General features: G+C 64.5%; 34 protein-coding genes. 33 read left to right on the top strand and 1 reads right to left on the bottom strand.

Annotated features, from left to right (window positions below; all coding sequences use genetic code 11):
• Positions 1-149 precede the first annotated feature (149 nt).
• On the bottom strand, positions 150-572 hold the full coding sequence (locus OU996_RS17300; RefSeq protein WP_267582839.1) for an organic hydroperoxide resistance protein: 423 nt from the start codon (positions 570-572) through the stop codon (positions 150-152).
• 174 nt (positions 573-746) lie between these two features.
• Between OU996_RS17300 and OU996_RS17295 the strand changes: the two genes are divergently transcribed.
• From OU996_RS17295 to OU996_RS17135, 33 genes are all read left to right on the top strand, one after another.
• The gene (locus OU996_RS17295; RefSeq protein ID WP_267582838.1) at positions 747-1,202 is read left to right on the top strand and encodes a MarR family winged helix-turn-helix transcriptional regulator; all 456 of its coding nucleotides are present in this window, start codon (positions 747-749) and stop codon (positions 1,200-1,202) included.
• A gap of 459 nt (positions 1,203-1,661) precedes the next feature.
• On the top strand, positions 1,662-2,033 hold the full coding sequence (gene rpsL / locus OU996_RS17290) for a 30S ribosomal protein S12 (protein ID WP_018390597.1): 372 nt from the start codon (positions 1,662-1,664) through the stop codon (positions 2,031-2,033).
• An 11-nt stretch (positions 2,034-2,044) separates the two neighbouring features.
• Positions 2,045-2,515 carry a 30S ribosomal protein S7 gene (rpsG, locus tag OU996_RS17285; protein WP_213753715.1) on the top strand — a complete coding sequence of 157 codons (471 nt, stop codon included), beginning with the start codon at positions 2,045-2,047 and terminating at the stop codon, positions 2,513-2,515.
• A gap of 27 nt (positions 2,516-2,542) precedes the next feature.
• Positions 2,543-4,618 carry an elongation factor G gene (gene fusA, locus OU996_RS17280; protein WP_267582837.1) on the top strand — a complete coding sequence of 692 codons (2,076 nt, stop codon included), beginning with the start codon at positions 2,543-2,545 and terminating at the stop codon, positions 4,616-4,618.
• Between the two features lie 63 nt (positions 4,619-4,681).
• On the top strand, positions 4,682-5,872 hold the full coding sequence (gene tuf / locus OU996_RS17275; RefSeq protein WP_267582836.1) for an elongation factor Tu: 1,191 nt from the start codon (positions 4,682-4,684) through the stop codon (positions 5,870-5,872).
• Positions 5,873-5,968: 96 nt separating this feature from the next.
• Entirely contained in the window at positions 5,969-6,277 is a 309-nt protein-coding gene (gene rpsJ, locus OU996_RS17270; protein ID WP_013166261.1) for a 30S ribosomal protein S10, read from the top strand.
• A 22-nt stretch (positions 6,278-6,299) separates the two neighbouring features.
• Positions 6,300-7,031, top strand: coding sequence for a 50S ribosomal protein L3 (rplC, locus tag OU996_RS17265; protein WP_267582835.1), 732 nt, complete (start codon positions 6,300-6,302; stop codon positions 7,029-7,031).
• Complete coding sequence (rplD, locus tag OU996_RS17260; RefSeq protein WP_267582834.1) at positions 7,031-7,654, top strand: 50S ribosomal protein L4; 624 nt, start codon at positions 7,031-7,033, stop codon at positions 7,652-7,654. The genes rplC and rplD overlap by 1 nt, the downstream gene beginning before the upstream one ends.
• Positions 7,651-7,947: a 50S ribosomal protein L23 gene (locus OU996_RS17255; protein ID WP_213356472.1), complete on the top strand. Its 297-nt coding sequence runs from the start codon at positions 7,651-7,653 to the stop codon at positions 7,945-7,947. Before rplD ends, OU996_RS17255 begins: the two co-directional genes overlap by 4 nt.
• A 22-nt stretch (positions 7,948-7,969) precedes the next feature.
• Entirely contained in the window at positions 7,970-8,803 is an 834-nt protein-coding gene (gene rplB / locus OU996_RS17250; RefSeq protein ID WP_267582833.1) for a 50S ribosomal protein L2, read from the top strand.
• Between the two features lie 17 nt (positions 8,804-8,820).
• On the top strand, positions 8,821-9,099 hold the full coding sequence (gene rpsS, locus OU996_RS17245; protein WP_267582832.1) for a 30S ribosomal protein S19: 279 nt from the start codon (positions 8,821-8,823) through the stop codon (positions 9,097-9,099).
• Positions 9,100-9,109: 10 nt separating this feature from the next.
• Positions 9,110-9,490 carry a 50S ribosomal protein L22 gene (rplV, locus tag OU996_RS17240; protein ID WP_018390605.1) on the top strand — a complete coding sequence of 127 codons (381 nt, stop codon included), beginning with the start codon at positions 9,110-9,112 and terminating at the stop codon, positions 9,488-9,490.
• A complete protein-coding gene (gene rpsC / locus OU996_RS17235) occupies positions 9,490-10,197 on the top strand; it encodes a 30S ribosomal protein S3 (protein WP_267582831.1) in 708 nt (235 codons plus the stop codon). Before rplV ends, rpsC begins: the two co-directional genes overlap by 1 nt.
• Positions 10,198-10,226: 29 nt before the next feature.
• Positions 10,227-10,640, top strand: coding sequence for a 50S ribosomal protein L16 (gene rplP, locus OU996_RS17230; protein WP_267582830.1), 414 nt, complete (start codon positions 10,227-10,229; stop codon positions 10,638-10,640).
• Between the two features lie 11 nt (positions 10,641-10,651).
• Complete coding sequence (gene rpmC / locus OU996_RS17225) at positions 10,652-10,861, top strand: 50S ribosomal protein L29 (RefSeq protein ID WP_267582829.1); 210 nt, start codon at positions 10,652-10,654, stop codon at positions 10,859-10,861.
• A 10-nt stretch (positions 10,862-10,871) separates the two neighbouring features.
• A complete protein-coding gene (rpsQ, locus tag OU996_RS17220; protein ID WP_013166271.1) occupies positions 10,872-11,120 on the top strand; it encodes a 30S ribosomal protein S17 in 249 nt (82 codons plus the stop codon).
• 73 nt (positions 11,121-11,193) lie between these two features.
• Complete coding sequence (rplN, locus tag OU996_RS17215; RefSeq protein ID WP_163073307.1) at positions 11,194-11,562, top strand: 50S ribosomal protein L14; 369 nt, start codon at positions 11,194-11,196, stop codon at positions 11,560-11,562.
• Positions 11,562-11,879 carry a 50S ribosomal protein L24 gene (gene rplX, locus OU996_RS17210; protein ID WP_267582828.1) on the top strand — a complete coding sequence of 106 codons (318 nt, stop codon included), beginning with the start codon at positions 11,562-11,564 and terminating at the stop codon, positions 11,877-11,879. The genes rplN and rplX overlap by 1 nt, the downstream gene beginning before the upstream one ends.
• The gene (gene rplE, locus OU996_RS17205; protein ID WP_267582827.1) at positions 11,872-12,429 is read left to right on the top strand and encodes a 50S ribosomal protein L5; all 558 of its coding nucleotides are present in this window, start codon (positions 11,872-11,874) and stop codon (positions 12,427-12,429) included. Before rplX ends, rplE begins: the two co-directional genes overlap by 8 nt.
• A gap of 57 nt (positions 12,430-12,486) precedes the next feature.
• A complete protein-coding gene (gene rpsN, locus OU996_RS17200; RefSeq protein ID WP_267582826.1) occupies positions 12,487-12,792 on the top strand; it encodes a 30S ribosomal protein S14 in 306 nt (101 codons plus the stop codon).
• 13 nt (positions 12,793-12,805) lie between these two features.
• Complete coding sequence (gene rpsH, locus OU996_RS17195; protein WP_267582825.1) at positions 12,806-13,204, top strand: 30S ribosomal protein S8; 399 nt, start codon at positions 12,806-12,808, stop codon at positions 13,202-13,204.
• Positions 13,205-13,225: 21 nt separating this feature from the next.
• Positions 13,226-13,759 (top strand): 50S ribosomal protein L6, encoded by a 534-nt coding sequence (rplF, locus tag OU996_RS17190; protein WP_267582824.1) that lies wholly within the window; start codon positions 13,226-13,228, stop codon positions 13,757-13,759.
• Positions 13,760-13,771: 12 nt separating this feature from the next.
• Positions 13,772-14,134, top strand: coding sequence for a 50S ribosomal protein L18 (gene rplR / locus OU996_RS17185; protein WP_267582823.1), 363 nt, complete (start codon positions 13,772-13,774; stop codon positions 14,132-14,134).
• Positions 14,135-14,176: 42 nt separating this feature from the next.
• Positions 14,177-14,728, top strand: coding sequence for a 30S ribosomal protein S5 (rpsE, locus tag OU996_RS17180; RefSeq protein ID WP_152301896.1), 552 nt, complete (start codon positions 14,177-14,179; stop codon positions 14,726-14,728).
• Between the two features lie 26 nt (positions 14,729-14,754).
• On the top strand, positions 14,755-14,946 hold the full coding sequence (gene rpmD, locus OU996_RS17175) for a 50S ribosomal protein L30 (RefSeq protein WP_267582822.1): 192 nt from the start codon (positions 14,755-14,757) through the stop codon (positions 14,944-14,946).
• A 22-nt stretch (positions 14,947-14,968) separates the two neighbouring features.
• On the top strand, positions 14,969-15,460 hold the full coding sequence (rplO, locus tag OU996_RS17170) for a 50S ribosomal protein L15 (RefSeq protein WP_267582821.1): 492 nt from the start codon (positions 14,969-14,971) through the stop codon (positions 15,458-15,460).
• 55 nt (positions 15,461-15,515) lie between these two features.
• The gene (secY, locus tag OU996_RS17165; RefSeq protein ID WP_267582820.1) at positions 15,516-16,847 is read left to right on the top strand and encodes a preprotein translocase subunit SecY; all 1,332 of its coding nucleotides are present in this window, start codon (positions 15,516-15,518) and stop codon (positions 16,845-16,847) included.
• Entirely contained in the window at positions 16,844-17,428 is a 585-nt protein-coding gene (locus OU996_RS17160; RefSeq protein ID WP_267582819.1) for an adenylate kinase, read from the top strand. The genes secY and OU996_RS17160 overlap by 4 nt, the downstream gene beginning before the upstream one ends.
• A gap of 183 nt (positions 17,429-17,611) precedes the next feature.
• Entirely contained in the window at positions 17,612-17,980 is a 369-nt protein-coding gene (rpsM, locus tag OU996_RS17155; RefSeq protein WP_267582818.1) for a 30S ribosomal protein S13, read from the top strand.
• 114 nt (positions 17,981-18,094) lie between these two features.
• Positions 18,095-18,484, top strand: a complete 390-nt coding sequence (gene rpsK / locus OU996_RS17150) for a 30S ribosomal protein S11 (RefSeq protein WP_267582817.1) — start codon at positions 18,095-18,097, stop codon at positions 18,482-18,484.
• Between the two features lie 130 nt (positions 18,485-18,614).
• On the top strand, positions 18,615-19,631 hold the full coding sequence (locus tag OU996_RS17145) for a DNA-directed RNA polymerase subunit alpha (protein ID WP_267582816.1): 1,017 nt from the start codon (positions 18,615-18,617) through the stop codon (positions 19,629-19,631).
• 87 nt (positions 19,632-19,718) lie between these two features.
• Positions 19,719-20,144, top strand: a complete 426-nt coding sequence (gene rplQ, locus OU996_RS17140) for a 50S ribosomal protein L17 (protein WP_267582815.1) — start codon at positions 19,719-19,721, stop codon at positions 20,142-20,144.
• Between the two features lie 115 nt (positions 20,145-20,259).
• A complete protein-coding gene (locus OU996_RS17135) occupies positions 20,260-21,753 on the top strand; it encodes a DegQ family serine endoprotease (RefSeq protein ID WP_420712645.1) in 1,494 nt (497 codons plus the stop codon).
• The last annotated feature ends 2 nt before the right edge of the window (positions 21,754-21,755 follow it).

The following is a 21,755-nucleotide window of genomic DNA, read 5'->3' as shown; positions in this document are numbered from 1 at the left end:
TTTGCTTTGGCGGGCTGGAGGTGACGGCGCATGCGGTGTCGCCGGCCTCGATGTGATCCACACACGCCGCCCGTCGCACAAACAACAGTGCCGCCCTGTGAGGAGCGGCCCTGTGTCGTTTCAGCTTTCTGTCGGCGTCGTCGGCGCGATCAGGCGACGGTCAGGCGGACGTCCAGGCTGCCCTTGGTGGCGTGCGAGTAGGGGCACACGATATGGGCCCGCTGCACCAGATCTTCCGCCACAGCGCGCTCCAGGCCCGGCAGCTTGATGGTCAGCGCGACATCGAGGCCGAAGCCCTGGCCATCATCCCGCGCGCCGATGCCGACATCCGCCGTGACGGTGCTGTCGTCGGCGACCTTGATCTTCTGCTGGCCAGCGACGAACTTGATGGCGCCGAGGAAGCAGGCGGAATAGCCGGCGGCGAAGAGCTGCTCGGGATTGTTGCCGGCGCCGCCGGGACCACCGAGCTCCTTCGGGGTGACGAGGTCGACCTTGAGAGCGCCGTCCGCCGTCGCCGCCGAACCGGTACGCCCGCCCGTCGCCGTCGCCTGGGTCGCGTAGAGAACCTTCATGATCTTCTCTCCCATGTGAGGATGCCGCTGCATCCGAAAACCGTGCCGCGAAGAACCATCGCGTGCGATACAACCTGTCTAGCGCCTCTCGCTCGGCCTGTCCAGAATAAAAATCGTGCACCACTAAATCGCACACGATATAGAACGCGCAGGGGCAATCAAGGAGCCACGGCCATGGCGATGGACGACCTGCCGACCCTCGACGCGCAATTCTGCTTCGCGCTCTATTCGGCGCTGCACGCGGTGACGCGCGCCTACCGTCCGGTGCTGGACCGGCTCGGCCTGACCTATCCGCAATACCTCGCCATGCTCCTGCTCTGGGAGGATGGGGAGCAGAGCGTCGGGAGCCTTGCCGCGCGGCTGCAGCTCGAATCGAGCACGCTCACCCCGCTGCTGAAGCGACTCGAATCCCAGGGGCTCGTCACACGCCGGCGCAATCCGGCAAGCGAGCGCCAGGTCATCATTGCGCTCACCGAGGCGGGGAGGGCTCTCCAGATGCGGGCTGAAGCCATGCCAGCCACCCTGCTGCGCGCGGCGGCATGCCCGCCGGAGCAACTCGCCGCGATGCGGGACGGGTTGATGCAGATTCGCGATTCGATCGACTCATCTCTGCGTTCCACGCAGAACTGACCTTACGACCGCGACCACTGAGGCTAAGCGCCTGATTTTCGCTACACTGAAGTGTCACAAAGCCCTGAAGCGGCGCCGGATCGGCCCCGAACCCCGGCCAATGCTTGCTTTCGGGCTTGACGGCAACCGAGTCGGCGCGTAGAAGGCGCCTACTTTCACGGCAGGCGGTTGGAGTTACCGCGTTCGGACACCCTGTCTGGACACAGAATTCCAAGACGCTGCCGGGACGCATGCACGATCAATACCGGCGCATGATCGCGACTGACAGCTTGCTGTCCCGTGATCCTCTGAACGTTCAGCGCCCTCGGCCATGACTATGGCCGACGGCGCTTGTTTCGTTCGCAGCAATGGACCGTGCGGACTGTTCCGATCCGTCGAGAGCGAAATTGCGGTTGTAGCCGCGGAATTGGGTAGCGCGGAACACTCCTGTTCCGGCGCAGCGAGACGAAGGCGAGAGAAGTGCCGACGATCAACCAGCTGATCCGCAAGCCGCGGGAAGCCCAGAAGGCCCGGAACAAGGTTCCGGCGCTGCAGGCCAGCCCGCAGAAGCGCGGCGTTTGCACCCGCGTCTACACGACGACCCCGAAGAAGCCGAACTCGGCCCTTCGTAAGGTCGCCAAGGTACGTCTGACCAATGGCTACGAAGTCATCGGTTACATCCCCGGTGAGGGGCACAACCTGCAGGAGCACTCCGTGGTGATGATCCGCGGCGGCCGCGTCAAGGATCTTCCCGGCGTGCGCTATCACATCCTGCGCGGCGTGCTCGATACGCAGGGCGTCAAGAACCGCAAGCAGCGCCGGTCGAAGTACGGCGCGAAGCGGCCGAAGTGAGGATTTGAGCGATGTCCCGTCGTCATCGTGCAGAGCGCCGTGAGGTCACCCCGGATCCGAAGTTCGGTTCCGAGGTTCTCAGCCGCTTCATGAACGCCGTCATGTATGACGGCAAGAAGTCGGTCGCCGAGGCGATCGTCTATGGTGCTCTCGATCTGGTCGAGAACCGCGCCAAGTCCGAGCCGCTGGGTGTGTTCACCCAGGCTCTGGACAATGTCAGCCCGGCCATCGAGGTGCGTTCGCGCCGCGTCGGCGGTGCCACCTACCAGGTGCCCGTCGAAGTGCGCCCGGAGCGTCGTCAGGCGCTGGCGATCCGTTGGCTGATCATTGCGGCGCGTGCCCGCAACGAGAAGACCATGGTCGAGCGTCTGTCCGGCGAGCTGCTGGACGCCTCGAACAATCGCGGCACGGCCGTGAAGAAACGGGAAGACACCCACCGCATGGCGGAGGCGAACCGCGCCTTCTCTCACTACCGCTGGTGATGACGAGAGCCGGGACGAGGATCTGATATGTCGCGCATTCACGCTATCGAAGACTACCGTAACTTCGGCATCATGGCCCACATTGATGCCGGCAAGACCACCACGACCGAACGGATCCTCTATTACACCGGCAAGAGCCACAAGATCGGCGAAGTCCATGATGGCGCCGCCACCATGGACTGGATGACCCAGGAGCAGGAGCGCGGCATCACGATCACGTCGGCCGCGACGACCGCTTTCTGGCACGGCAAGCGCCTCAACATCATCGACACGCCCGGCCACGTCGACTTCACCATTGAAGTCGAGCGTTCGCTGCGCGTGCTCGACGGTGCCGTGTGCGTTCTCGACGGCAACCAGGGCGTCGAGCCGCAGACCGAGACCGTGTGGCGTCAGGCCGACAAGTACAACGTTCCGCGCATCGTGTTCGTCAACAAGATGGACAAGACCGGCGCTGACTTCTTCCGCTGCGTCGAGATGATCATCGACCGCGTGGACGGCAAGCCGGTGTGCTGCCAGCTGCCGATCGGCTCCGAGAACAACTTCAAGGGCATCATTGACCTCGTCCGCATGAAGGCGGTCGTGTGGGACAATGAAGAGCTCGGCGCGAAGTATCACGACGAAGAGATCCCGGCCGAGCTGCTCGACCAGGCCGTCGAATATCGCGGCAAGCTGCTCGAAGCGGCTGTCGAACTCGACGACGACGTGCTCTCGGCTTACCTCGATGGCGTTGAGCCGGACGAGGCGACCCTCAAGGGCCTGATCCGCAAGGCCGTCATCGGCCGCGTGTTCAACCCGGTGTTCTGCGGCTCGGCCTTCAAGAACAAGGGCGTTCAGCCCCTGCTCGACGCCGTCTGCGACTTCCTGCCGAGCCCGATCGACCGTGGCGCGATCAAGGGCATCGACTTCGACACCGAGGAAGAGACCGTTCGCAACCCGAGCGACTCCGATCCGCTGTCGGTCCTCGCGTTCAAGATCATGGACGACCCCTTCGTCGGCACGATCACCTTCTGCCGCGTCTATTCTGGCAAGCTCGAGACCGGCATGGGTCTGCTGAACTCGACCCGCGACAAGAAGGAGCGCGTCGGCCGCATGCTTCTCATGCATGCGAACAACCGTGAAGACATCAAGGAAGCCTATGCCGGCGACATCGTCGCCCTGGCTGGCCTCAAGGAAGTTCGCACCGGTGACACGCTCTGCGACCCGGCGAAGCCCGTGATCCTCGAGAAGATGGAGTTCCCCGAACCCGTCATCGAGATCGCGATCGAGCCGAAGTCCAAGGCCGACCAGGAGAAGCTGGGCCTCGCTCTGGCGAAGCTCGCGGCGGAGGATCCGTCCTTCCGCGTGTCGACTGATTTCGAAAGCGGCCAGACCATCCTCAAGGGCATGGGCGAACTGCATCTCGACATCAAGGTCGACATCCTGAAGCGCACCTACAAGGTCGACGCCAACATCGGCGCCCCGCAGGTCGCCTATCGCGAGACGATCACCAAGCGCACCGAAGTCGACTACACCCACAAGAAGCAGACCGGCGGTACGGGCCAGTTCGCTCGCGTGAAGTTCGTGGTCGAGCCGAACGAAGTCGGCAAGGGCTTCGCCTTCGAGAGCAAGATCATCGGCGGCGCGGTGCCGAAGGAATACATCCCCGGCGTCAACAAGGGTCTGGAGAGTGTGCTCGGTTCGGGCGTGCTTGCCGGCTTCCCGGTTGTCGACGTCAAGGTCGAGCTGGTTGACGGCGCCTATCACGAAGTCGACTCGTCGGCCCTCGCCTTCGAAATCGCCTCGCGTGCGGCGTTCCGTGAAGCCCTTCAGAAGGGCGGCGCGGTGCTCCTCGAGCCGATCATGAAGGTCGAGGTCGTCACCCCCGAGGATTACACCGGCTCGGTGATCGGCGATCTCAACTCTCGCCGTGGCCAGATCCAGGGCCAGGACATGCGTGGCAATGCGAACGTCGTGAACGCGATGGTCCCGCTGGCCAACATGTTCGGCTACGTCAACACGCTGCGTTCCTTCAGCCAGGGCCGCGCGACTTTCACCATGCAGTTCGACCACTACGAGCAGGTGCCGTCGAACGTCGCGCAGGAGGTTCAGGCCAAGTACGCGTGAGCGTCGGCCTGACCCTTCCAGCGAATTCGCATCCCATTCGAATACTGACCGACGGAGAGCACCGTGGCCAAAGAGAAGTTCAACCGTTCGAAGCCTCACTGCAACATTGGCACGATTGGCCATGTTGACCATGGCAAGACGTCGCTGACGGCGGCGATCACGAAGGTTCTTGCGGAGTCGGGCGGCGCGACGTTCACGGCGTATGACCAGATCGACAAGGCGCCGGAAGAGAAGGCGCGCGGCATCACGATCTCGACGGCTCACGTTGAGTACGAGACGGCGAACCGCCACTACGCTCACGTCGACTGCCCCGGCCACGCCGACTATGTGAAGAACATGATCACCGGCGCGGCGCAGATGGACGGCGCGATCCTGGTGGTGTCGGCGGCGGACGGCCCGATGCCGCAGACCCGCGAGCACATCCTTCTGGCCCGTCAGGTCGGCGTTCCGGCCCTGGTGGTGTTCCTGAACAAGTGCGACATGGTCGACGACGAGGAGCTTCTGGAGCTGGTCGAGCTCGAGGTTCGCGAGCTTCTGTCGAAGTACGACTTCCCGGGCGACGACATCCCGATCATCCGTGGCTCGGCGCTGGTGGCGCTGGAGAATGGCGACCCGAAGCTCGGCCGCGACGCGGTTCTGAAGCTGATGGAAGCGGTCGACAGCTACATCCCGCAGCCGGAGCGTCCGGTTGACCAGCCGTTCCTGATGCCGATCGAAGACGTGTTCTCGATCTCGGGCCGCGGCACGGTGGTGACCGGTCGCGTGGAGCGCGGCATCATCAAGGTCGGCGAGGAAGTCGAGATCGTCGGCATCCGCCCGACCATCAAGACGACGGTGACCGGCGTCGAGATGTTCCGCAAGCTGCTCGACCAGGGCCAGGCGGGCGACAATGTCGGCATTCTGGTGCGCGGCACCAAGCGTGAGGATGTTGAGCGCGGTCAGGTCGTGTGCAAGCCGGGTTCGGTGAAGCCGCACACGAAGTTCAAGGCCGAGGCGTACATCCTGACGAAGGAAGAGGGCGGCCGCCACACGCCGTTCTTCACCAACTACCGTCCGCAGTTCTACTTCCGCACGACGGACGTGACGGGCATCGTGACGCTGCCGGAAGGCACGGAAATGGTGATGCCGGGCGACAACATCTCGGTTGACGTGGCGCTGATCGTTCCGATCGCGATGGAAGAGAAGCTGCGCTTCGCCATCCGCGAAGGCGGCCGCACCGTCGGCGCCGGCGTCGTCGCCGCCATCATCGAGTGATCTAACCAATCCCGAAGGGCGCGGGATGCTCGCGCCCTTTTTTCGTGGTGCTCGTAATAGAGCCCTATTGACGAGCCCTCTGGGAGCCTGAAGTCAATGAACGGCCAGAACATTCGGATCCGCCTCAAGGCGTTCGACCACCGCATACTCGACGCTTCGACGCGCGAAATCGTCTCGACGGCGAAGCGCACGGGCGCCCAGGTCCGCGGCCCCATTCCGCTGCCGACGCGGATTGAGAAATTCACCGTCAATCGTTCGCCTCACGTGGACAAGAAGTCCCGTGAACAGTTCGAAATGCGGACGCATAAGCGTCTGCTGGACATCGTCGACCCGACCCCCCAGACCGTGGACGCGCTGATGAAGCTCGACCTCGCTGCGGGTGTCGACGTCGAGATCAAGCTCTGAGAGAAGGCGAGGGGACACGGCCATGCGGTCAGGCGTCATCGCCCAGAAGGTCGGCATGACTCGCATCTTCAATGATGCGGGTGAACATGTTCCGGTCACTGTGCTGAAAGTCGATAATTGCCAGGTGGTTGCTCACCGTACGCTCGAGAAGAACGGCTACACCGCCGTCCAGCTCGGTGTCGGCAAGGCGAAGCCTCAGAACACCACCCGCGCCATGCGCGGCCACTTCGCAGTTGCGAAGGTTGAGCCGAAGCGCAAGCTCGCGGAGTTCCGCGTCGAAGAGGGTGATCTCATCCCCGTCGGTGCCGAGCTGACCGTCGATCACTTCGTGGTCGGTCAGTTCGTCGACGTGACCGGCACCTCCATCGGTAAGGGTTTCGCCGGTGGTATGAAGCGTCACAACTTCGGCGGTCTGCGCGCCACGCACGGTGTGTCGATCTCGCACCGTTCGATCGGTTCTACCGGTGGTCGTCAGGATCCCGGCAAGACCTTCAAGAACAAGAAGATGCCCGGCCACATGGGCGTCGACACCGTGACCACGCAGAACCTCAAGGTCGTTCTGACCGACGTTGAGCGCGGGCTGATCGCGGTCGAGGGTGCAGTCCCCGGTAACAAGGGCGGCTGGATCCTGGTGGCCGACGCGGTGAAGAAGAAGCTGCCGGCCGAAGCGCCGAAGCCGGGCAAGTTCCGTCTTCCGGGCTCCGAGGCCGAGGCGGCTCCGGCGGCCGAAGTTGCGGCCGAGGAGAACGTGTGATGGTCGAACTCGCGGTCAAAACCCTCGACGGCGCCGAAGCCGGCTCCGTGACCCTGTCGGACGAGATCTTTGGTCTCGAGCCGCGCCAGGACATCCTGCACCGCATGGTGGTGTGGCAGCTCGCCCGCCGTCAGGCCGGCACGCACCAGACCCTGTCGCGCGCGGACATCAACCGCACCAAGCGGAAGATGTACAAGCAGAAGGGCACCGGCGGCGCTCGCCACGGTGCGGCTTCCGCTCCGCAGTTCCGTGGCGGCGGCCGGGCGTTCGGTCCGGTCCAGCGCAGCCATGCCAGCGACCTGCCCAAGAAGGTGCGCGCGCTTGCTCTTAAGCATGCGCTCTCCACCAAGGCGAAGGAACAGCGGATCGTCGTCCTCGATGACGCCACGCTGGCCGAGCCCAAGACCAAGCTGCTCAAGGAGCGCCTGGCGGGTCTCGGCCTGTCGAACGCCCTCGTGATTTCGGGCGCCGAGGTGGATGCCAATTTCGGCCTCGCCTCGCGCAATATCGGTCACCTTGACGTGCTGCCCGTCCAGGGCATCAACGTCTACGACATCCTGCGTCGCCAGACCCTGGTTCTGACGAAGGCGGCTGTCGACGCTCTGGAGGCGCGCTTCAAATGAGTCTCGATCCGCGCCACTACGACGTGATCGTGTCCCCGGTCATCACCGAGAAGGCCACGGCGGCGTCCGAGCACAACAAGGTCGTCTTCAAGGTTGCTCTGACGGCTACCAAGCCGCAGATCAAGGAGGCGGTCGAGAAGCTCTTCGACGTGAAGGTCGAGAGCGTCAACACGCTGGTCCGCAAGGGGAAGACGAAGTTCTTCAAGGGCCGCAAGGGCGTGCAGTCCGACGTGAAGAAGGCGGTTGTTACCCTCGCCGAGGGTCACACCATCGACATCACGACGGGTCTGTGAGCCGGGATCAAGGATCAGAGACATGGCGCTCAAAACCTTCAAGCCGGTAACGCCGAGCCTTCGCCAGCTCGTCATCGTCGACCGCTCGGCCCTGTACAAGGGCAAGCCGGTCAAGACGCTGACCGAGGGCAAGAACGAGTCCGGCGGCCGCAACAATCTCGGCCGGATCACCGTCCGTTTCCGCGGCGGCGGCCACAAGCAGGCCTACCGCCTCGTCGACTTCAAGCGCGCCAAGCGCGATGTGCCGGCGGTCGTCGAGCGGATCGAGTACGATCCGAACCGCACCGCCTTCATCGCCCTCATCAAGTATGAGGATGGCGAGCTCAGCTACATCCTGGCCCCGCAGCGTCTCGCTGTCGGCGATCAGGTGATCGCGTCGAAGAACGTCGACGTGAAGCCCGGCAATACCGCGCCGCTCGGCAACCTGCCGGTCGGCACGATTGTGCACAACATCGAGCTGAAGATCGGCAAGGGTGGGCAGATCGCCCGTTCCGCCGGCTCCTACGCTCAGATCGTCGGCCGCGACCAGGGCTACGTGATCGTCCGTCTCAACTCGGGCGAGCAGCGTCTGGTGCACGGCGAGTGCTGCGGCACGGTGGGCGCGGTCTCGAACCCCGACCACATGAACACCAACCTCGGCAAGGCCGGCCGCAAGCGCTGGCTGGGCCGTCGCCCGCATAACCGCGGCGTCACCATGAACCCGGTCGATCACCCGCACGGCGGCGGCGAAGGCCGTACCTCGGGCGGACGTCATCCGGTCACCCCGTGGGGCTTCCCCACCAAGGGTAAGAAGACCCGGAAGAACAAGTCGACCGGCAAGTTCATCGTGTCCAGCCGGCACGCCCGCAAGAAGTGAGCGAGGGGAACTGAATTATGTCTCGATCGGTCTGGAAAGGTCCGTTCGTCGACGGCTACCTCCTCAAGAAGGCGGAAGCCGCGCGCTCGTCGGGTCGTCACGACGTGGTCAAGATCTGGAGCCGTCGCTCCACGATCCTGCCGCAGTTCGTTGGCGTCACCTTTGGCGTTTACAACGGCAACAAGCATGTGCCGGTCTCGGTGTCCGAGGACATGGTAGGCCACAAGTTCGGCGAGTTCGCCCCGACCCGTACCTATTACGGGCACGCGGCGGACAAGAAAGCCAAGCGCAAGTAGAGGTAGGGTCATGGGTAAGGCAGCTCGTCCGCGCACGCTCGCGGATACGGAAGCCAAGGCGGTTGCACGCAATCTCCGCGTGAGCCCCCAGAAGCTCAACCTCGTCGCGGGCCTGATCCGCGGGAAGAAGGTCGCGACGGCTCTGGCCGATCTGCAGTTCTCCCGCAAGCGGATCGCTGGCGACGTGAAGAAGTGCCTGGAATCGGCTATCGCCAATGCCGAGAACAATCATGAGCTGGACGTCGACGATCTCATCGTCGCCGAGGCGCATGTCGGCAAGGGTCTCGTCATGAAGCGCTTCGCGGCGCGGGCTCGCGGTCGCGCCAGCCGGATCGAGAAGCCGTTCTCGCATATCACGATCGTGGTCCGTGAAGTCGAGGAGAAGGCCTGATGGGTCAGAAAGTTAATCCCGTCGGGCTGCGGCTCGGCATCAACCGCACCTGGGACTCCCGCTGGTTCGCCAGCAAGGGCGAGTACGGCCAGCTGCTGCATGAAGACATCAAGATCCGCGAGATGCTGCAGAAGCTGCTCAAGCAGGCTGCCGTCTCCAAGATCGTGATCGAGCGCCCGCACAAGAAGTGCCGCGTCACCATCCACTCGGCGCGTCCGGGCGTGGTGATCGGCAAGAAGGGTGCGGACATCGACAAGCTCCGCAAGAAGGTCGCCGAGATGACCAACTCGGAGGTCTTCATCAACATCGTCGAGATCCGGAAGCCGGAAATCGACGCGCGCCTGGTGGCCGAATCAATCGCCCAGCAGCTCGAGCGTCGCGTGGCTTTCCGTCGCGCCATGAAGCGCGCCGTCCAGTCGGCGATGCGTCTGGGCGCCGAAGGCATCCGCATCAACTGCGCGGGACGCCTTGGTGGCGCTGAGATTGCGCGCCTTGAATGGTATCGTGAAGGGCGCGTGCCACTTCACACCTTGCGCGCGGACGTGGATTACGGTACGGCCACCGCCTTCACGACCTACGGCACCTGCGGTGTCAAGGTCTGGATCTTCAAGGGCGAGATCCTCGAGCACGATCCGATGGCGCAGGACAAGCGCGCCGCGGAAGGTGAATCGTCGGGTGGTCGCTCCTCGCGTCGCGACGCGGCGTGAATTGAGACAGAAGGAATAAGAGGCGCGACATGCTGCAACCGAAGCGCACAAAGTTCCGCAAGCAGTTCAAAGGCCGTATCAACGGTGCTGCGAAGGGCGGAACTGACCTCAACTTTGGCCAGTTCGGGCTGAAGGCCGTTGAGCCGGAGCGCGTTACCGCGCGCCAGATCGAAGCCGCGCGTCGCGCGCTGACCCGTCACATGAAGCGTGCCGGTCGCGTGTGGATCCGCGTCTTCCCGGACGTGCCGGTGTCGAAGAAGCCGACCGAAGTCCGCATGGGTAAGGGCAAGGGCGCTCCCGAATATTGGGCCGCCAAGGTCAAGCCCGGCCGCATCATGTTCGAGATCGATGGCGTGAGCCAGGATATCGCGCGTGAGGCTCTCACTCTTGCCGCCGCGAAGCTGCCGATCAAGACGCGCTTCGTCGAACGCATCGCCGAGTGACGGAGGGAATGATGACGAAGGCTTCCGACATTCGGACGAAGACCGCGGACGAGCTCTCGGACGAGCTGCTCAAGCTGAAGAAGGAGCAGTTCAACCTGCGCTTCCAGAAGGCGACCGGTCAGCTCGAGAACACGGCGCGGGTGCGTCAGGTCCGTCGCGATATTGCGCGGGTCAAGACCACCCAGGCGCAGAAGGCCGCGTCCGCGGCCAAGGCGAAGTGAGGAGATAGCGATGCCGAAGCGTTTGCTGCAGGGCGTCGTGGTGAGCGACAAGCAGGACAAGACCGTCGTGGTCCGGGTCGAGCGCCGTTTCACCCATCCGCTGCTGAAGAAGACCGTCCGCCGTTCCAAGAAGTACCATGCCCATGATGAGGGCAATGTGTGGAAGGAAGGCGACACCGTCTGGATCGAGGAGCACCGCCCCTTGTCCAAGCTCAAGAACTGGATCGTGGTCCAGGGCGAGAAGCGGGCTGAAGTCTGAGCGCCCGGAAACGGGATTGAGGGGCGCGCGCCGGTAACGGCTGCGCGCGGTTTTTGCGAGAAATAGGTGCGTCATGATCCAGATGCAGACCAATCTCGACGTCGCGGACAATTCCGGTGCGCGTCGCGTCATGTGCATCAAGGTGCTTGGCGGCTCGAAGCGTAAGTATGCCCATGTCGGCGACATCATTGTGGTGTCGGTGAAGGAAGCTATTCCGCGCGGCCGTGTTAAGAAGGGCGACGTGATGAAGGCGGTCGTGGTTCGCACGGCCAAGGACATCCGTCGCGTCGATGGCACCGTGATCCGGTTCGACCGCAATGCGGCCGTCCTGATCAACAACAACAAAGAGCCGGTCGGCACGCGTATCTTCGGGCCGGTTCCGCGCGAACTTCGCGCGAAGAACCACATGAAGATCATCTCGCTGGCACCGGAGGTGCTGTGATGGCTGCCAAGATCAAGAAGGGCGACAAGGTCGTCGTACTCTCCGGTCGCGACAAGGGTCGCTCGGGCGAGGTGTTCGAGGTGCTTCCGAAGGAAGGTACCGCCAAGGTGCGCGGTATCAACCTGGTGAAGCGTCACCAGCGGCAGACGCAGAACCAGGAAGGCGGGATCATCTCCAAGGAGGCTCCCATCGACCTGTCGAACATCGCGATTGCCGATCCGAAGGATGGCAAGCCGACCCGCGTCGGTTTCCTTGTGCAGGCTGATGGCACTAAGGTGCGCGTCGCCAAGCGCTCGGGGGAGAAGATCGATGGCTGAGACCAACTACACCCCGCGGATGAAGGCTTTCTACGAGGAAAGCATCCGCAAGCAGATGGTCGAGCAGTTCGGCTACAAGAACGTCATGGAAGTGCCGGTCATCGAGAAGATCGTCATCAACATGGGCGTTGGCGAAGCGACCGCCGATACCAAGAAGGTGCAGACCGCCGCCGGCGACCTCGCGCTCATCGCCGGCCAGAAGCCGGTCGTGACCCGCGCCCGTCAGGCGATCTCGAACTTCAAGCTGCGCGAGAACCAGCCGGTCGGCGCGAAGGTCACCCTGCGCAAGACGCGTATGTACGAGTTCGTTGATCGGCTCGTGAACATCGCTCTTCCCCGCGTGCGTGACTTCCGCGGCCTGAACCCCAAGAGCTTTGACGGCCGTGGCAACTTTGCCCTCGGCATCAAGGAGCATATCGTGTTCCCGGAGATCAACTACGATAAGGTTGATCAGATGTGGGGCATGGACATCATCGTCTGCACGACGGCGAAGACGGACGACGAAGCGCGCGCGCTTCTGAAGGCCTTCAACTTCCCGTTCCGTCAGTAAGCATCCCCTTCCGGCAGTGGGGCTACGGCCTCAAACGCGGAGACTAGGAGCAAATTTATGGCCAAGAAGAGCTCGGTCGAAAAGAACGAACATCGCCGGAAGCTCGCCAAGAGCTACGCCGGCAAGCGTTCGCGTCTCAAGGCCCTGGTGAGCAACAAGGAACTGCCGATTGAGGAGCGCTTCGCGGCGGTCCTCAAGCTCGCGGAACTCCCGCGCAATTCGGCGAAGGTTCGCATCCGCAATCGTTGCGAGGTGACGGGCCGTCCGCGTGCTTACTACCGTAAGCTGAAGATGAGCCGCATCGCCCTTCGTGAGCTTGGCTCGCAGGGGCAGATCCCCGGTCTCGTGAAGTCGAGCTGGTGAGGAGGGCCTGACCATGTCCACGACTGATCCGATCGGTGATCTCATCACCCGCATCCGCAACGCTCAGATGCGCCGCAAGGAAACCGTGCTCACGCCCGGTTCCGTCCTGCGCGCCCGCGTTCTCGACGTGCTGGCCTCTGAAGGCTTCATCCGCGGCTATTCCGCGTCTGAGCCGGTCAATGGCCGCACCGAGTTCCAGATCGAGCTGAAGTACTATGACGGCGAGCCGGTGATCCGCGAGATTTCGCGCGTCTCCAAGCCGGGCCGCCGCGTCTATTCGTCGGTGAAGACCCTTCCCCGCGTCGCCAACGGTCTCGGCGTCGCTGTCGTCTCCACGCCGCAGGGCGTGATGGCGGACCACGAAGCCCGCGATAAGAACGTGGGCGGCGAAGTCCTCTTCACGGTCTTCTGATCGGGGAGGCAGAGAGAGCACATGTCCAAGATCGGCAAAGCCCCCATCACCGTCCCGGCCGGCGTCACCGCCACCGTGGAAGGTCAGACCGTCAAGGTGAAGGGCCCCAAGGGCGCCCTTCAGGTCAACGTCGTCGACGAGATCGACGTGAAGCTTGAGGCGGGCGCGCTCCTGTTCGCGCTGCGTGGCGAGACCAACCGGCACAAGGCGATGTGGGGTCTGTCCCGCACGCTCGTCGCCAATGCCGTCGAAGGCGTGACCAAGGGCTTCGAGAAGAAGCTCGAGATCACCGGCGTCGGTTATCGCGCCGCGGTGCAGGGCAAGTCGCTCAGCCTGGCCCTCGGTTTCAGCCACGACGTGAACTATCCGATCCCGGAAGGGATCCAGATCGTCACGCCGAAGCCGACCGAGATCGTGATTTCCGGCATTGACCGCCAGCAGGTTGGTCAGGTTGCCGCCGAGATCCGCGATTATCGTGGCCCCGAGCCGTACAAGGGCAAGGGCGTCAAGTACGCTGGCGAGTTCATCTTCCGCAAGGAAGGCAAGAAGAAGTAACGGAATCGAACCATGGCTCAGTTCAAGGACGCTACCGAGCGCCGCAAGGCGCGTGTCCGTCGTGCGATCCGCGCGACGGCGAACGGGCGGCCGCGCCTTTCGGTGCATCGTTCGTCGAAGCACATCTATGCGCAGATCATCGACGATGCGCGCGGCGTCACTCTCGCCGCCGCGTCTTCGCTCGAGAAGGATCTGCGGGACAGCCTGAAGACCGGCGCGGACGTCGCGGCGGCTCAGGCGATCGGCAAGCTCGTGGCGGAACGCGCCATTGCGGCCGGAGTGAAGGACGTCGTGTTTGACCGCGGCGCTTTCATCTATCACGGCCGTGTCAAGGCGCTCGCCGATGCCGCCCGCGAGGGCGGCCTCAACTTCTGAGATCACGAGCGGGATCCCCCGCAGAACGACGAGGATAAGATCATGGCTCGTGAACGTGAGCGTGAACGCGAGGATCGCGACAACACGTTCGTGGACAAGCTGGTCCACATCAACCGTGTCGCGAAGGTTGTGAAGGGTGGCCGTCGCTTCGGCTTCGCCGCCCTGGTTGTGGTTGGCGACCAGAAGGGTCGCGTCGGCTTCGGCCACGGTAAGGCCCGTGAAGTGCCGGAAGCCATCCGCAAGGCCACGGAAGCCGCCAAGCGCGCGCTGATCCGCGTGCCGCTGCGCGAGGGCCGGACGCTGCACCACGACGTGCATGGGCATCACGGCGCCGGCAAGGTGATCCTGCGTGCGGCTCCGGCCGGTACGGGCATCATCGCGGGCGGCCCGATGCGCGCCGTCTTCGAGACGCTCGGCATGCAGGACGTGGTGGCGAAGTCGTTCGGCTCGTCCAACCCGTACAACATGGTTCGGGCGACCTTCGATGCGCTGAAGAACCAGGACAGCCCGCGTCTGGTGGCTGCCCGCCGTAGCCTCAAGGTGTCGCAGCTTCAGTCGCGCCGTCGTGTCGACGACGCCGAAGCGACCGACTGACGCCCTGAAAGGTAGTGGAGCTTATCATGGCGAAGACCACCAATACGGTCACGGTCGAACAGACCGGCAGCCCGATCCGCCGCCCCGGCGCGCAGCGGGCGACCCTCATCGGCCTCGGCCTCAACAAGCTCGGGCGTCGTTCGACGCTCGAAGACACCCCGGCGGTGCGTGGCATGATCTTCAAGGTTCGCCACCTCGTCCGCGTCGTCGAAGCGTGACGGCGTCGAAGGAGACAGGGCGATGAGCAACCTGAACGACATCAAGGACAATGCCGGCTCGCGCAAGAAGCGGATGCGCGTCGGTCGCGGCATCGGCTCCGGCAAGGGCAAGACCGGCGGTCGTGGCGTGAAGGGTCAGACCTCGCGCACCGGCGTCGCCATCAAGGGCTTCGAGGGCGGCCAGATGCCGATCCATCGTCGCCTGCCCAAGCGCGGCTTCCACAACATCTTCGCGCTGGATTGGAACGAGGTCACCCTCGGCCGTATCCAGACCGCGCTCGATGCTGGCAAGCTCGACGCCAAGGCGACGATCACCCAGGCGGCGCTGGTCGAGGCGGGCGTTCTGCGCCGCGTCAAGGCGGGCGTGCGCGTTCTCGGTTCCGGCGAGCTGACGGCCAAGGTCACGCTCGAGGTGGCGCACGCCACCAAGTCGGCGGTCGAGGCGATCGAGAAGGCCGGCGGCAAGGTGACGCTTCTCGCGTCCAAGGCCGAGGCTGGCGAAACGGCGGCCTGACGCTTAAGTCAGGCCTACCGATCTTTTCAGGGCACAGTCGAGGGAGCGAAGCCCCATGGCCTCGGCAGCAGAACAGCTCGCGGCAAACCTCAATTTCGGTGCTCTGGCGAAAGCCGACGAACTCAAGAAGCGCATCTGGTTCACACTGGGTGCGCTTCTCGTGTATCGGCTGGGCACCTATATTCCGATGCCCGGGATCAATCCCGACGCGCTCGCGGACGTCTTCAAGACGGCGCAGCAGGGCATCATCGGCCTCTTCAACATGTTCTCGGGCGGCGCGGTCTCGCGCATGGCGATCTTCGCCCTGAACATCATGCCGTACATCTCGGCCTCCATCATCATTCAGCTCCTCACCACCGTCTCCCCGACGCTGGAAGCGCTGAAGAAGGAAGGCGAGGCGGGCCGCAAGACCATCAACCAGTACACGCGCTACCTCACCGTGGTGCTCGCCGTGTTCCAGTCCTACGGCATCGCCGTCGGCCTTGAAGGCTCGGGCGCGGTCGTGGCGGATCCCGGCTGGTTCTTCCGCATCTCGACCGTCATCACCCTCACGGGTGGCACGATGTTCCTGATGTGGCTGGGCGAGCAGATCACCTCGCGCGGCATCGGCAACGGCATCTCGCTGATCATCTTCGCCGGCATCGTGGCGGAGTTGCCCTCGGCGATCGCCAACACGCTGGAACTGGGCCGCCAGGGCGCGATCTCGACCGGCCTCGTGCTGGCGGTGATCCTGATGGCCGCCGCGGTCATCATGTTCATCGTGTTCATGGAGCGGGCCCAGCGCCGGCTGCTGATCCAGTACCCGAAGCGCCAGGTCGGCAATAAGGTGTATGAGGGCCAGTCCTCGCACCTGCCGCTGAAGCTGAACACTTCGGGCGTCATCCCGCCGATCTTCGCCTCCTCGCTGCTGCTCATCCCGACCACGGTCGCGAGCTTCATGCAGGGGCAGGGGCCCGGCTGGCTGACCACGGTGACCACGCTCATTGGCCACGGCCAGCCGCTGTTCATGCTGCTCTATGTGCTGCTGATCGTGTTCTTCTGCTTCTTCTACACGGCGATCGTGTTCAATCCGGCGGAGACGGCGGACAATCTGAAGAAGCATGGCGGCTTCATCCCCGGCATCCGTCCGGGCGAGCGTACCGCCGAGTACATCGACTATGTGCTGACTCGCATCACCGTCATCGGTGCGGCTTACCTTGCGATCGTCTGCTTGTTCCCCGAGATTCTCATCTCGTACGCAGCGGTGCCCTTCTACTTCGGCGGCACCTCCCTGCTCATCGTGGTGAGCGTGACCATGGATACCGTGGCACAGGTTCAGGGGCACCTGCTGGCGCATCAATATGAGGGTCTGGTCAAGAAGGCCAAGCTCAAGGGGAAGCGTCGATGAGGTTGATACTGCTCGGACCGCCGGGTGCCGGCAAGGGCACCCAGGCGCAGCGCCTGGTGGCACGCTATGGCATCGTGCAGCTGTCCACGGGTGACATGCTGCGCGAGGCGGTTCGGGACGGCACGCCGATCGGCCTCAAGGCCAAGGCGGTGATGGATGCCGGCAAGCTGGTGTCCGATGACATTGTCATCGGCATCATCTCCGACCGCATCGATCAGGCGGACTGCGCCAACGGGTTCATCCTCGATGGCTTTCCGCGGACCGTCGCGCAGGCTGAAGCGCTCGACGGCATCCTCGCCGACAAGGGCCTCAAGCTCGACGCGGTGATCGAGTTCAAGGTCGACCAGGACAAGCTGGTCGACCGCATCCTGCAGCGGGCGCGCGAGACCGCCGCCCGCGGGGAGCCGGTCCGCAAGGATGACGACCCGGAGATCTTCAAGACCCGGCTTGCCGCCTTCAACCGCGATACGGCGGTCGTCGCTCCCTATTATGCGGAGCGCGGCCTGCTCACGGCGGTCGATGGCATGAAGCCGATCGACGAGGTGTCCGAGGCCATCGCCGGGCTGCTCGAAACCGTCTAGATCATCAGTGTGGCTTGACAGGGTGCGTGAATCGCCCTATGAGCCGCGCTTCACTTAATCGGGTGCCGCGCATCGACATCATCCAGTGATGTCGCGCGGCCTCGTGCGTATCTCCGCAGGGGCCGGGCTCCACCGGACGCGGGGTCATCTTCCGGCTTGCCGGATTCACATGGAGAAGCCGTCGTGGCTCGTATTGCAGGCGTAAACATTCCGACCAACAAGCGCGTGATCATCGCGCTTCAGTACATTCACGGCATCGGCCCGAAGTTCGCGGCCGAGATCGTCGAGAAGGTGGGCATCGCGCTCGACCGTCGCGTGAACCAGCTCTCCGACCAGGAAGTGCTGCAGATCCGCGAAGCTATCGACCGCGACTACATCGTCGAGGGCGATCTGCGCCGTGAAGTGTCGATGAACATCAAGCGCCTGATGGATCTCGGCTGCTACCGTGGCCTGCGTCACCGTCGTGGCCTTCCGGTCCGCGGTCAGCGCACGCACACCAATGCCCGCACCCGCAAGGGTCCGGCCAAGGCGATCGCCGGCAAGAAGAAGTGATCGGGCGGGCTTCGGCCCGCCTTTTCGTGCCGGCGCGCCCGCGCGCCGGTCGTTCCGTTTGTACATTGTCCCGAGCGCCTGGAATAACGGGCGCGCCTGAAGGATCCGAGGTCCATGGCCAAAGAAGCTACCCGCGTTAAGCGCCGCGAGCGCAAGAACATCGCCTCCGGCGTCGCGCATGTGAACGCGTCGTTCAACAACACCATGATCACCATCACCGACGCTCAGGGCAACACGATTTCGTGGTCCTCGGCCGGTGCCATGGGCTTCAAGGGTTCGCGCAAGTCCACGCCGTATGCGGCGCAGGTTGCCGCCGAAGATTGCGCCCGCAAGGCTGCCGAGCATGGCATGCGCACCATCGAGGTCGAGGTGTCGGGCCCCGGTTCGGGTCGCGAGTCGGCTCTGCGTGCCTTCCAGGCCGCCGGGTTCACCGTGACGTCGATCCGCGACGTGACCCCGATCCCGCACAATGGTTGCCGTCCGCGCAAGCGTCGGCGCGTCTGACGCCGTTTAACTGCGGCGGCGCGTTCCGCGCCGCAACAGCCGCTGCGTTTGGCATTCCCTCCCGGTGTTGGCCGGGGATGGTGTCGGCGGGACAGGTTCCCGAGGCGCTGTCGAAAGCAAGGGTGACGTCGTGATTCAAAAGAACTGGCAAGAGCTGATCAAGCCCGAGAAGCTCGAAGTTTTGGTCGGCAGCGATCCGAAACGCCTTGCGACCGTGGTCGCCGAGCCGCTGGAGCGTGGCTTCGGCCTGACGCTCGGCAATGCGCTGCGCCGTATCCTGCTGTCCTCGCTGCAGGGCGCCGCGGTCACCTCCGTCCATATTGACGGCGTACTCCACGAGTTCTCGTCGATCCCCGGCGTGCGCGAGGACGTGACCGACATCGTGCTCAACATCAAGGACATCGCCATCAAGATGGCGGGCGATGGTCCCAAGCGCATGGTGGTGAAGAAGCAGGGTCCGGGTGTCGTCACCGCCGGTGACATCCAGACCGTCGGCGACGTGCAGGTGCTGAACCCCGAGCTGGTTCTCTGCACGCTGGACGACGGCGCCGAGATCCGCATGGAGTTCACGGTCGATACCGGCAAGGGCTATGTTGCCGCCGACCGCAACCGTCCCGAGGACGCGCCGATCGGTCTCATCCCGGTCGATAGCCTCTACTCGCCGGTGAAGAAGGTCTCCTACAAGGTCGAGAACACCCGTGAGGGCCAGATCCTCGACTATGACAAGCTGACCCTGTCGATCGAGACCAACGGCTCGGTCGCTCCCGAGGACGCGCTGGCTTATGCCGCCCGCATCCTGCAGGACCAGCTTGAGATCTTCGTGAACTTCGAGGAGCCCAAGCGCGAGGCCGAGAGCCCCGCGATGCAGGAGCTGCCCTTCAACCCGGCGCTGCTGAAGAAGGTGGACGAGCTCGAACTCTCCGTCCGCTCCGCGAACTGCCTGAAGAACGACAACATCGTCTATATCGGCGACCTGATCCAGAAGACCGAGGCGGAGATGCTCCGTACCCCGAACTTCGGCCGCAAGTCGCTGAACGAGATCAAGGAAGTGCTCGCCAGCATGGGCCTGCATCTCGGCATGGAAGTGCCGGGCTGGCCGCCGGAGAACATCGAGGATCTCGCCAAGCGGTTCGAAGATCACTACTGAGCCACGTCTACTTCGTCTTTTACGCGGCGTTCGAGCCGTCACCTTCACCCTTCGGCTCGAAAGCCGCCGTACGACAGGATACTCGCCATGAACCACGGCAAAGCCTATCGCCGGTTCAACCGGACCGCAGAGCACCGCAAGGCCATGTTTGCCAATATGGCCCAGGCGCTCCTCACCCATGAGCAGATCGTCACCACCCTGCCCAAGGCGAAGGATCTTCGCCCGGTGGTGGAGAAGCTGATCACCCTCGGCAAGCGCGGCGGCCTCCATGCCCGCCGTCAGGCGATCGCGGAAGTTCGCGACGTCGCCGTCGTGCGCAAGCTCTTCGACGTCATCGGCCCGCGCTACAAGGAGCGCAATGGCGGCTACACCCGCATCATCAAGGCGGGCTACCGCCACGGTGATTCGGCCCCCGTCGCCGTGATCGAGCTGGTCGACCGCGACGAGAGCGCCAAGGGCGCCGCCGACCTCGCCCGCCACGAGGCGGCCAAGGCGGAAAACGCCGCGGCCTGAGCCCGGCTTTTTCCAGCGACACGATCGGGGCGGCTTCGGCCGCCCTTTTCTTTTGCGCGGCGAGGAAACGTGCCTACCCTTTTTCCGCCGCGCCGGGAGGGCTATATCTGCGGTCATGATGCGCACCCGCTCCCTCCTTCTCGCCAGCTTGTTTCTCGCGGCCAGCCTCGGGCCGACCCACGCGCAGGTGCCGGCGGGGCCGCCCGCCGCCGGGCAGGCCGCGCCGCCCATGCCGATGCCGGTGCAGCCCCTGCCGGCGGAGCCGCGCGTGCCGGCCTCGCGCGCCGAGATCGGGCTGAGCTTCGCCCCCGTAGTGGCGAAGACCGCGCCGGCCATCGTCAATGTCTACGCCATGCGCGCCGTCCAGACCCGGCGCGGCGCCTCGCTGCTGGAAGACCCGTTCTTCCGCCGCTTCTTCGGCGCACCGGACGGGCCGGGCTTTGGCGGTCCGAGCGAGCGGATCCAGCGGGCGCTGGGCTCGGGCGTGATCGTCGATCCCTCGGGCCTCGTCGTCACCAATAACCACGTCATCGAGGGGGCCGACGAGGTCCGCGTGGCGCTGGCCGACAAGCGCGAATTCGACGCGGAGATCCTGCTGCGCGACCCGCGCACGGATCTCGCCGTGCTGAAGCTCAAGGGCGGGAAGGGGGCTTTCCCCTCCGTGGTGCTGGGCTCGTCGGATGATCTGCTGGTCGGCGACATCGTGCTCGCCATCGGCAACCCGTTCGGTGTCGGCCAGACGGTGACGCAGGGCATCGTCTCGGCGCTCGCCCGCACGCAGGTCGGCATCACCGACTACCAGTTCTTCATCCAGACCGACGCGGCGATCAATCCCGGCAATTCCGGCGGCGCTCTGGTGGATGGCGCGGGCCGCGTGGTCGGCATCAACACCGCGATCTTCTCGCGCTCCGGCGGTTCGCAGGGCATCGGCTTCGCCATTCCCGCCGACATGGTGCGCGTCGTGCTGCAATCGGCGCTGAGCGGGGGCACGTCGGTGCGTCGCCCATGGCTCGGCGCGACGCTGCAATCGGTCAATCAGGACATCGCCGACAGCCTCGATCTCGCCCGCCCCGTCGGCTCGCTGGTGCAGACCGTGCGACCGGGCAGCCCGGCGGAGAAGGGCGGCCTGCGGGTTGGCGATCTCATCGTCGGCGTCGCCGGTCAGGAGGTCGACGACCCCGATGCCTTCGGCTACCGCTTCGCCACCCGCCCGCTCGGCGGCAGCGTCGAGGTGTCGGTTGTCCGCCAGGGCAAGACCGCGACCTTGCATATCCCGCTCCTGCCGGCGCCCGAAAGCACGCCGCGCGAAGAAGTGACGGTGACCAACCGCTCGCCGCTTGGCGGCGCCACGGTGGTGAACCTCTCTCCCGCCGTCGCCGAGGAGCTGCGCACCGTCGAGGCGGAAAGCGGCGTCGTCGTGCTGGCCATCGTCGACGGCTCGCCGGCTGAGATGACCAATCTGCGCGCGGGCGATGTGATTCTTGAGGTGAACGGCGTGAAGATCACCCGAACGGCCGATCTGGTGCGCGTCACCGGCCAGCCGGCGCGGGTGTGGCGTATCACGCTCCAGCGCGGCGGGCGCACGCTCACCGCCATGCTGCCGGGTTGACG

The organism is Ancylobacter sp. SL191, assembly GCF_026625645.1.
GTDB lineage: Bacteria > Pseudomonadota > Alphaproteobacteria > Rhizobiales > Xanthobacteraceae > Ancylobacter.
This window is presented reverse-complemented; position numbering and strand designations above follow the sequence as displayed.

Excerpts from the sequence above, each read along its gene's own strand:
- OU996_RS17300 (WP_267582839.1), bottom strand. The coding sequence starts at position 572 with ATGAAGGTTCTCTACGCGACCCAGGCGACGGCGACGGGCGGGCGTACC.
- OU996_RS17295 (WP_267582838.1), top strand. The coding sequence starts at position 747 with ATGGCGATGGACGACCTGCCGACCCTCGACGCGCAATTCTGCTTCGCG.
- rpsG (WP_213753715.1), top strand. The coding sequence starts at position 2,045 with ATGTCCCGTCGTCATCGTGCAGAGCGCCGTGAGGTCACCCCGGATCCG.
- fusA (WP_267582837.1), top strand. The coding sequence starts at position 2,543 with ATGTCGCGCATTCACGCTATCGAAGACTACCGTAACTTCGGCATCATG.
- rpsJ (WP_013166261.1), top strand. The coding sequence starts at position 5,969 with ATGAACGGCCAGAACATTCGGATCCGCCTCAAGGCGTTCGACCACCGC.
- rplC (WP_267582835.1), top strand. The coding sequence starts at position 6,300 with ATGCGGTCAGGCGTCATCGCCCAGAAGGTCGGCATGACTCGCATCTTC.
- rplD (WP_267582834.1), top strand. The coding sequence starts at position 7,031 with ATGGTCGAACTCGCGGTCAAAACCCTCGACGGCGCCGAAGCCGGCTCC.
- OU996_RS17255 (WP_213356472.1), top strand. The coding sequence starts at position 7,651 with ATGAGTCTCGATCCGCGCCACTACGACGTGATCGTGTCCCCGGTCATC.
- rplB (WP_267582833.1), top strand. The coding sequence starts at position 7,970 with ATGGCGCTCAAAACCTTCAAGCCGGTAACGCCGAGCCTTCGCCAGCTC.
- rpsS (WP_267582832.1), top strand. The coding sequence starts at position 8,821 with ATGTCTCGATCGGTCTGGAAAGGTCCGTTCGTCGACGGCTACCTCCTC.
- rplV (WP_018390605.1), top strand. The coding sequence starts at position 9,110 with ATGGGTAAGGCAGCTCGTCCGCGCACGCTCGCGGATACGGAAGCCAAG.
- rpsC (WP_267582831.1), top strand. The coding sequence starts at position 9,490 with ATGGGTCAGAAAGTTAATCCCGTCGGGCTGCGGCTCGGCATCAACCGC.
- rplP (WP_267582830.1), top strand. The coding sequence starts at position 10,227 with ATGCTGCAACCGAAGCGCACAAAGTTCCGCAAGCAGTTCAAAGGCCGT.
- rpmC (WP_267582829.1), top strand. The coding sequence starts at position 10,652 with ATGACGAAGGCTTCCGACATTCGGACGAAGACCGCGGACGAGCTCTCG.
- rpsQ (WP_013166271.1), top strand. The coding sequence starts at position 10,872 with ATGCCGAAGCGTTTGCTGCAGGGCGTCGTGGTGAGCGACAAGCAGGAC.
- rplN (WP_163073307.1), top strand. The coding sequence starts at position 11,194 with ATGATCCAGATGCAGACCAATCTCGACGTCGCGGACAATTCCGGTGCG.
- rplX (WP_267582828.1), top strand. The coding sequence starts at position 11,562 with ATGGCTGCCAAGATCAAGAAGGGCGACAAGGTCGTCGTACTCTCCGGT.
- rplE (WP_267582827.1), top strand. The coding sequence starts at position 11,872 with ATGGCTGAGACCAACTACACCCCGCGGATGAAGGCTTTCTACGAGGAA.
- rpsN (WP_267582826.1), top strand. The coding sequence starts at position 12,487 with ATGGCCAAGAAGAGCTCGGTCGAAAAGAACGAACATCGCCGGAAGCTC.
- rpsH (WP_267582825.1), top strand. The coding sequence starts at position 12,806 with ATGTCCACGACTGATCCGATCGGTGATCTCATCACCCGCATCCGCAAC.
- rplF (WP_267582824.1), top strand. The coding sequence starts at position 13,226 with ATGTCCAAGATCGGCAAAGCCCCCATCACCGTCCCGGCCGGCGTCACC.
- rplR (WP_267582823.1), top strand. The coding sequence starts at position 13,772 with ATGGCTCAGTTCAAGGACGCTACCGAGCGCCGCAAGGCGCGTGTCCGT.
- rpsE (WP_152301896.1), top strand. The coding sequence starts at position 14,177 with ATGGCTCGTGAACGTGAGCGTGAACGCGAGGATCGCGACAACACGTTC.
- rpmD (WP_267582822.1), top strand. The coding sequence starts at position 14,755 with ATGGCGAAGACCACCAATACGGTCACGGTCGAACAGACCGGCAGCCCG.
- rplO (WP_267582821.1), top strand. The coding sequence starts at position 14,969 with ATGAGCAACCTGAACGACATCAAGGACAATGCCGGCTCGCGCAAGAAG.
- secY (WP_267582820.1), top strand. The coding sequence starts at position 15,516 with ATGGCCTCGGCAGCAGAACAGCTCGCGGCAAACCTCAATTTCGGTGCT.
- OU996_RS17160 (WP_267582819.1), top strand. The coding sequence starts at position 16,844 with ATGAGGTTGATACTGCTCGGACCGCCGGGTGCCGGCAAGGGCACCCAG.
- rpsK (WP_267582817.1), top strand. The coding sequence starts at position 18,095 with ATGGCCAAAGAAGCTACCCGCGTTAAGCGCCGCGAGCGCAAGAACATC.
- rplQ (WP_267582815.1), top strand. The coding sequence starts at position 19,719 with ATGAACCACGGCAAAGCCTATCGCCGGTTCAACCGGACCGCAGAGCAC.
- OU996_RS17135 (WP_420712645.1), top strand. The coding sequence starts at position 20,260 with ATGATGCGCACCCGCTCCCTCCTTCTCGCCAGCTTGTTTCTCGCGGCC.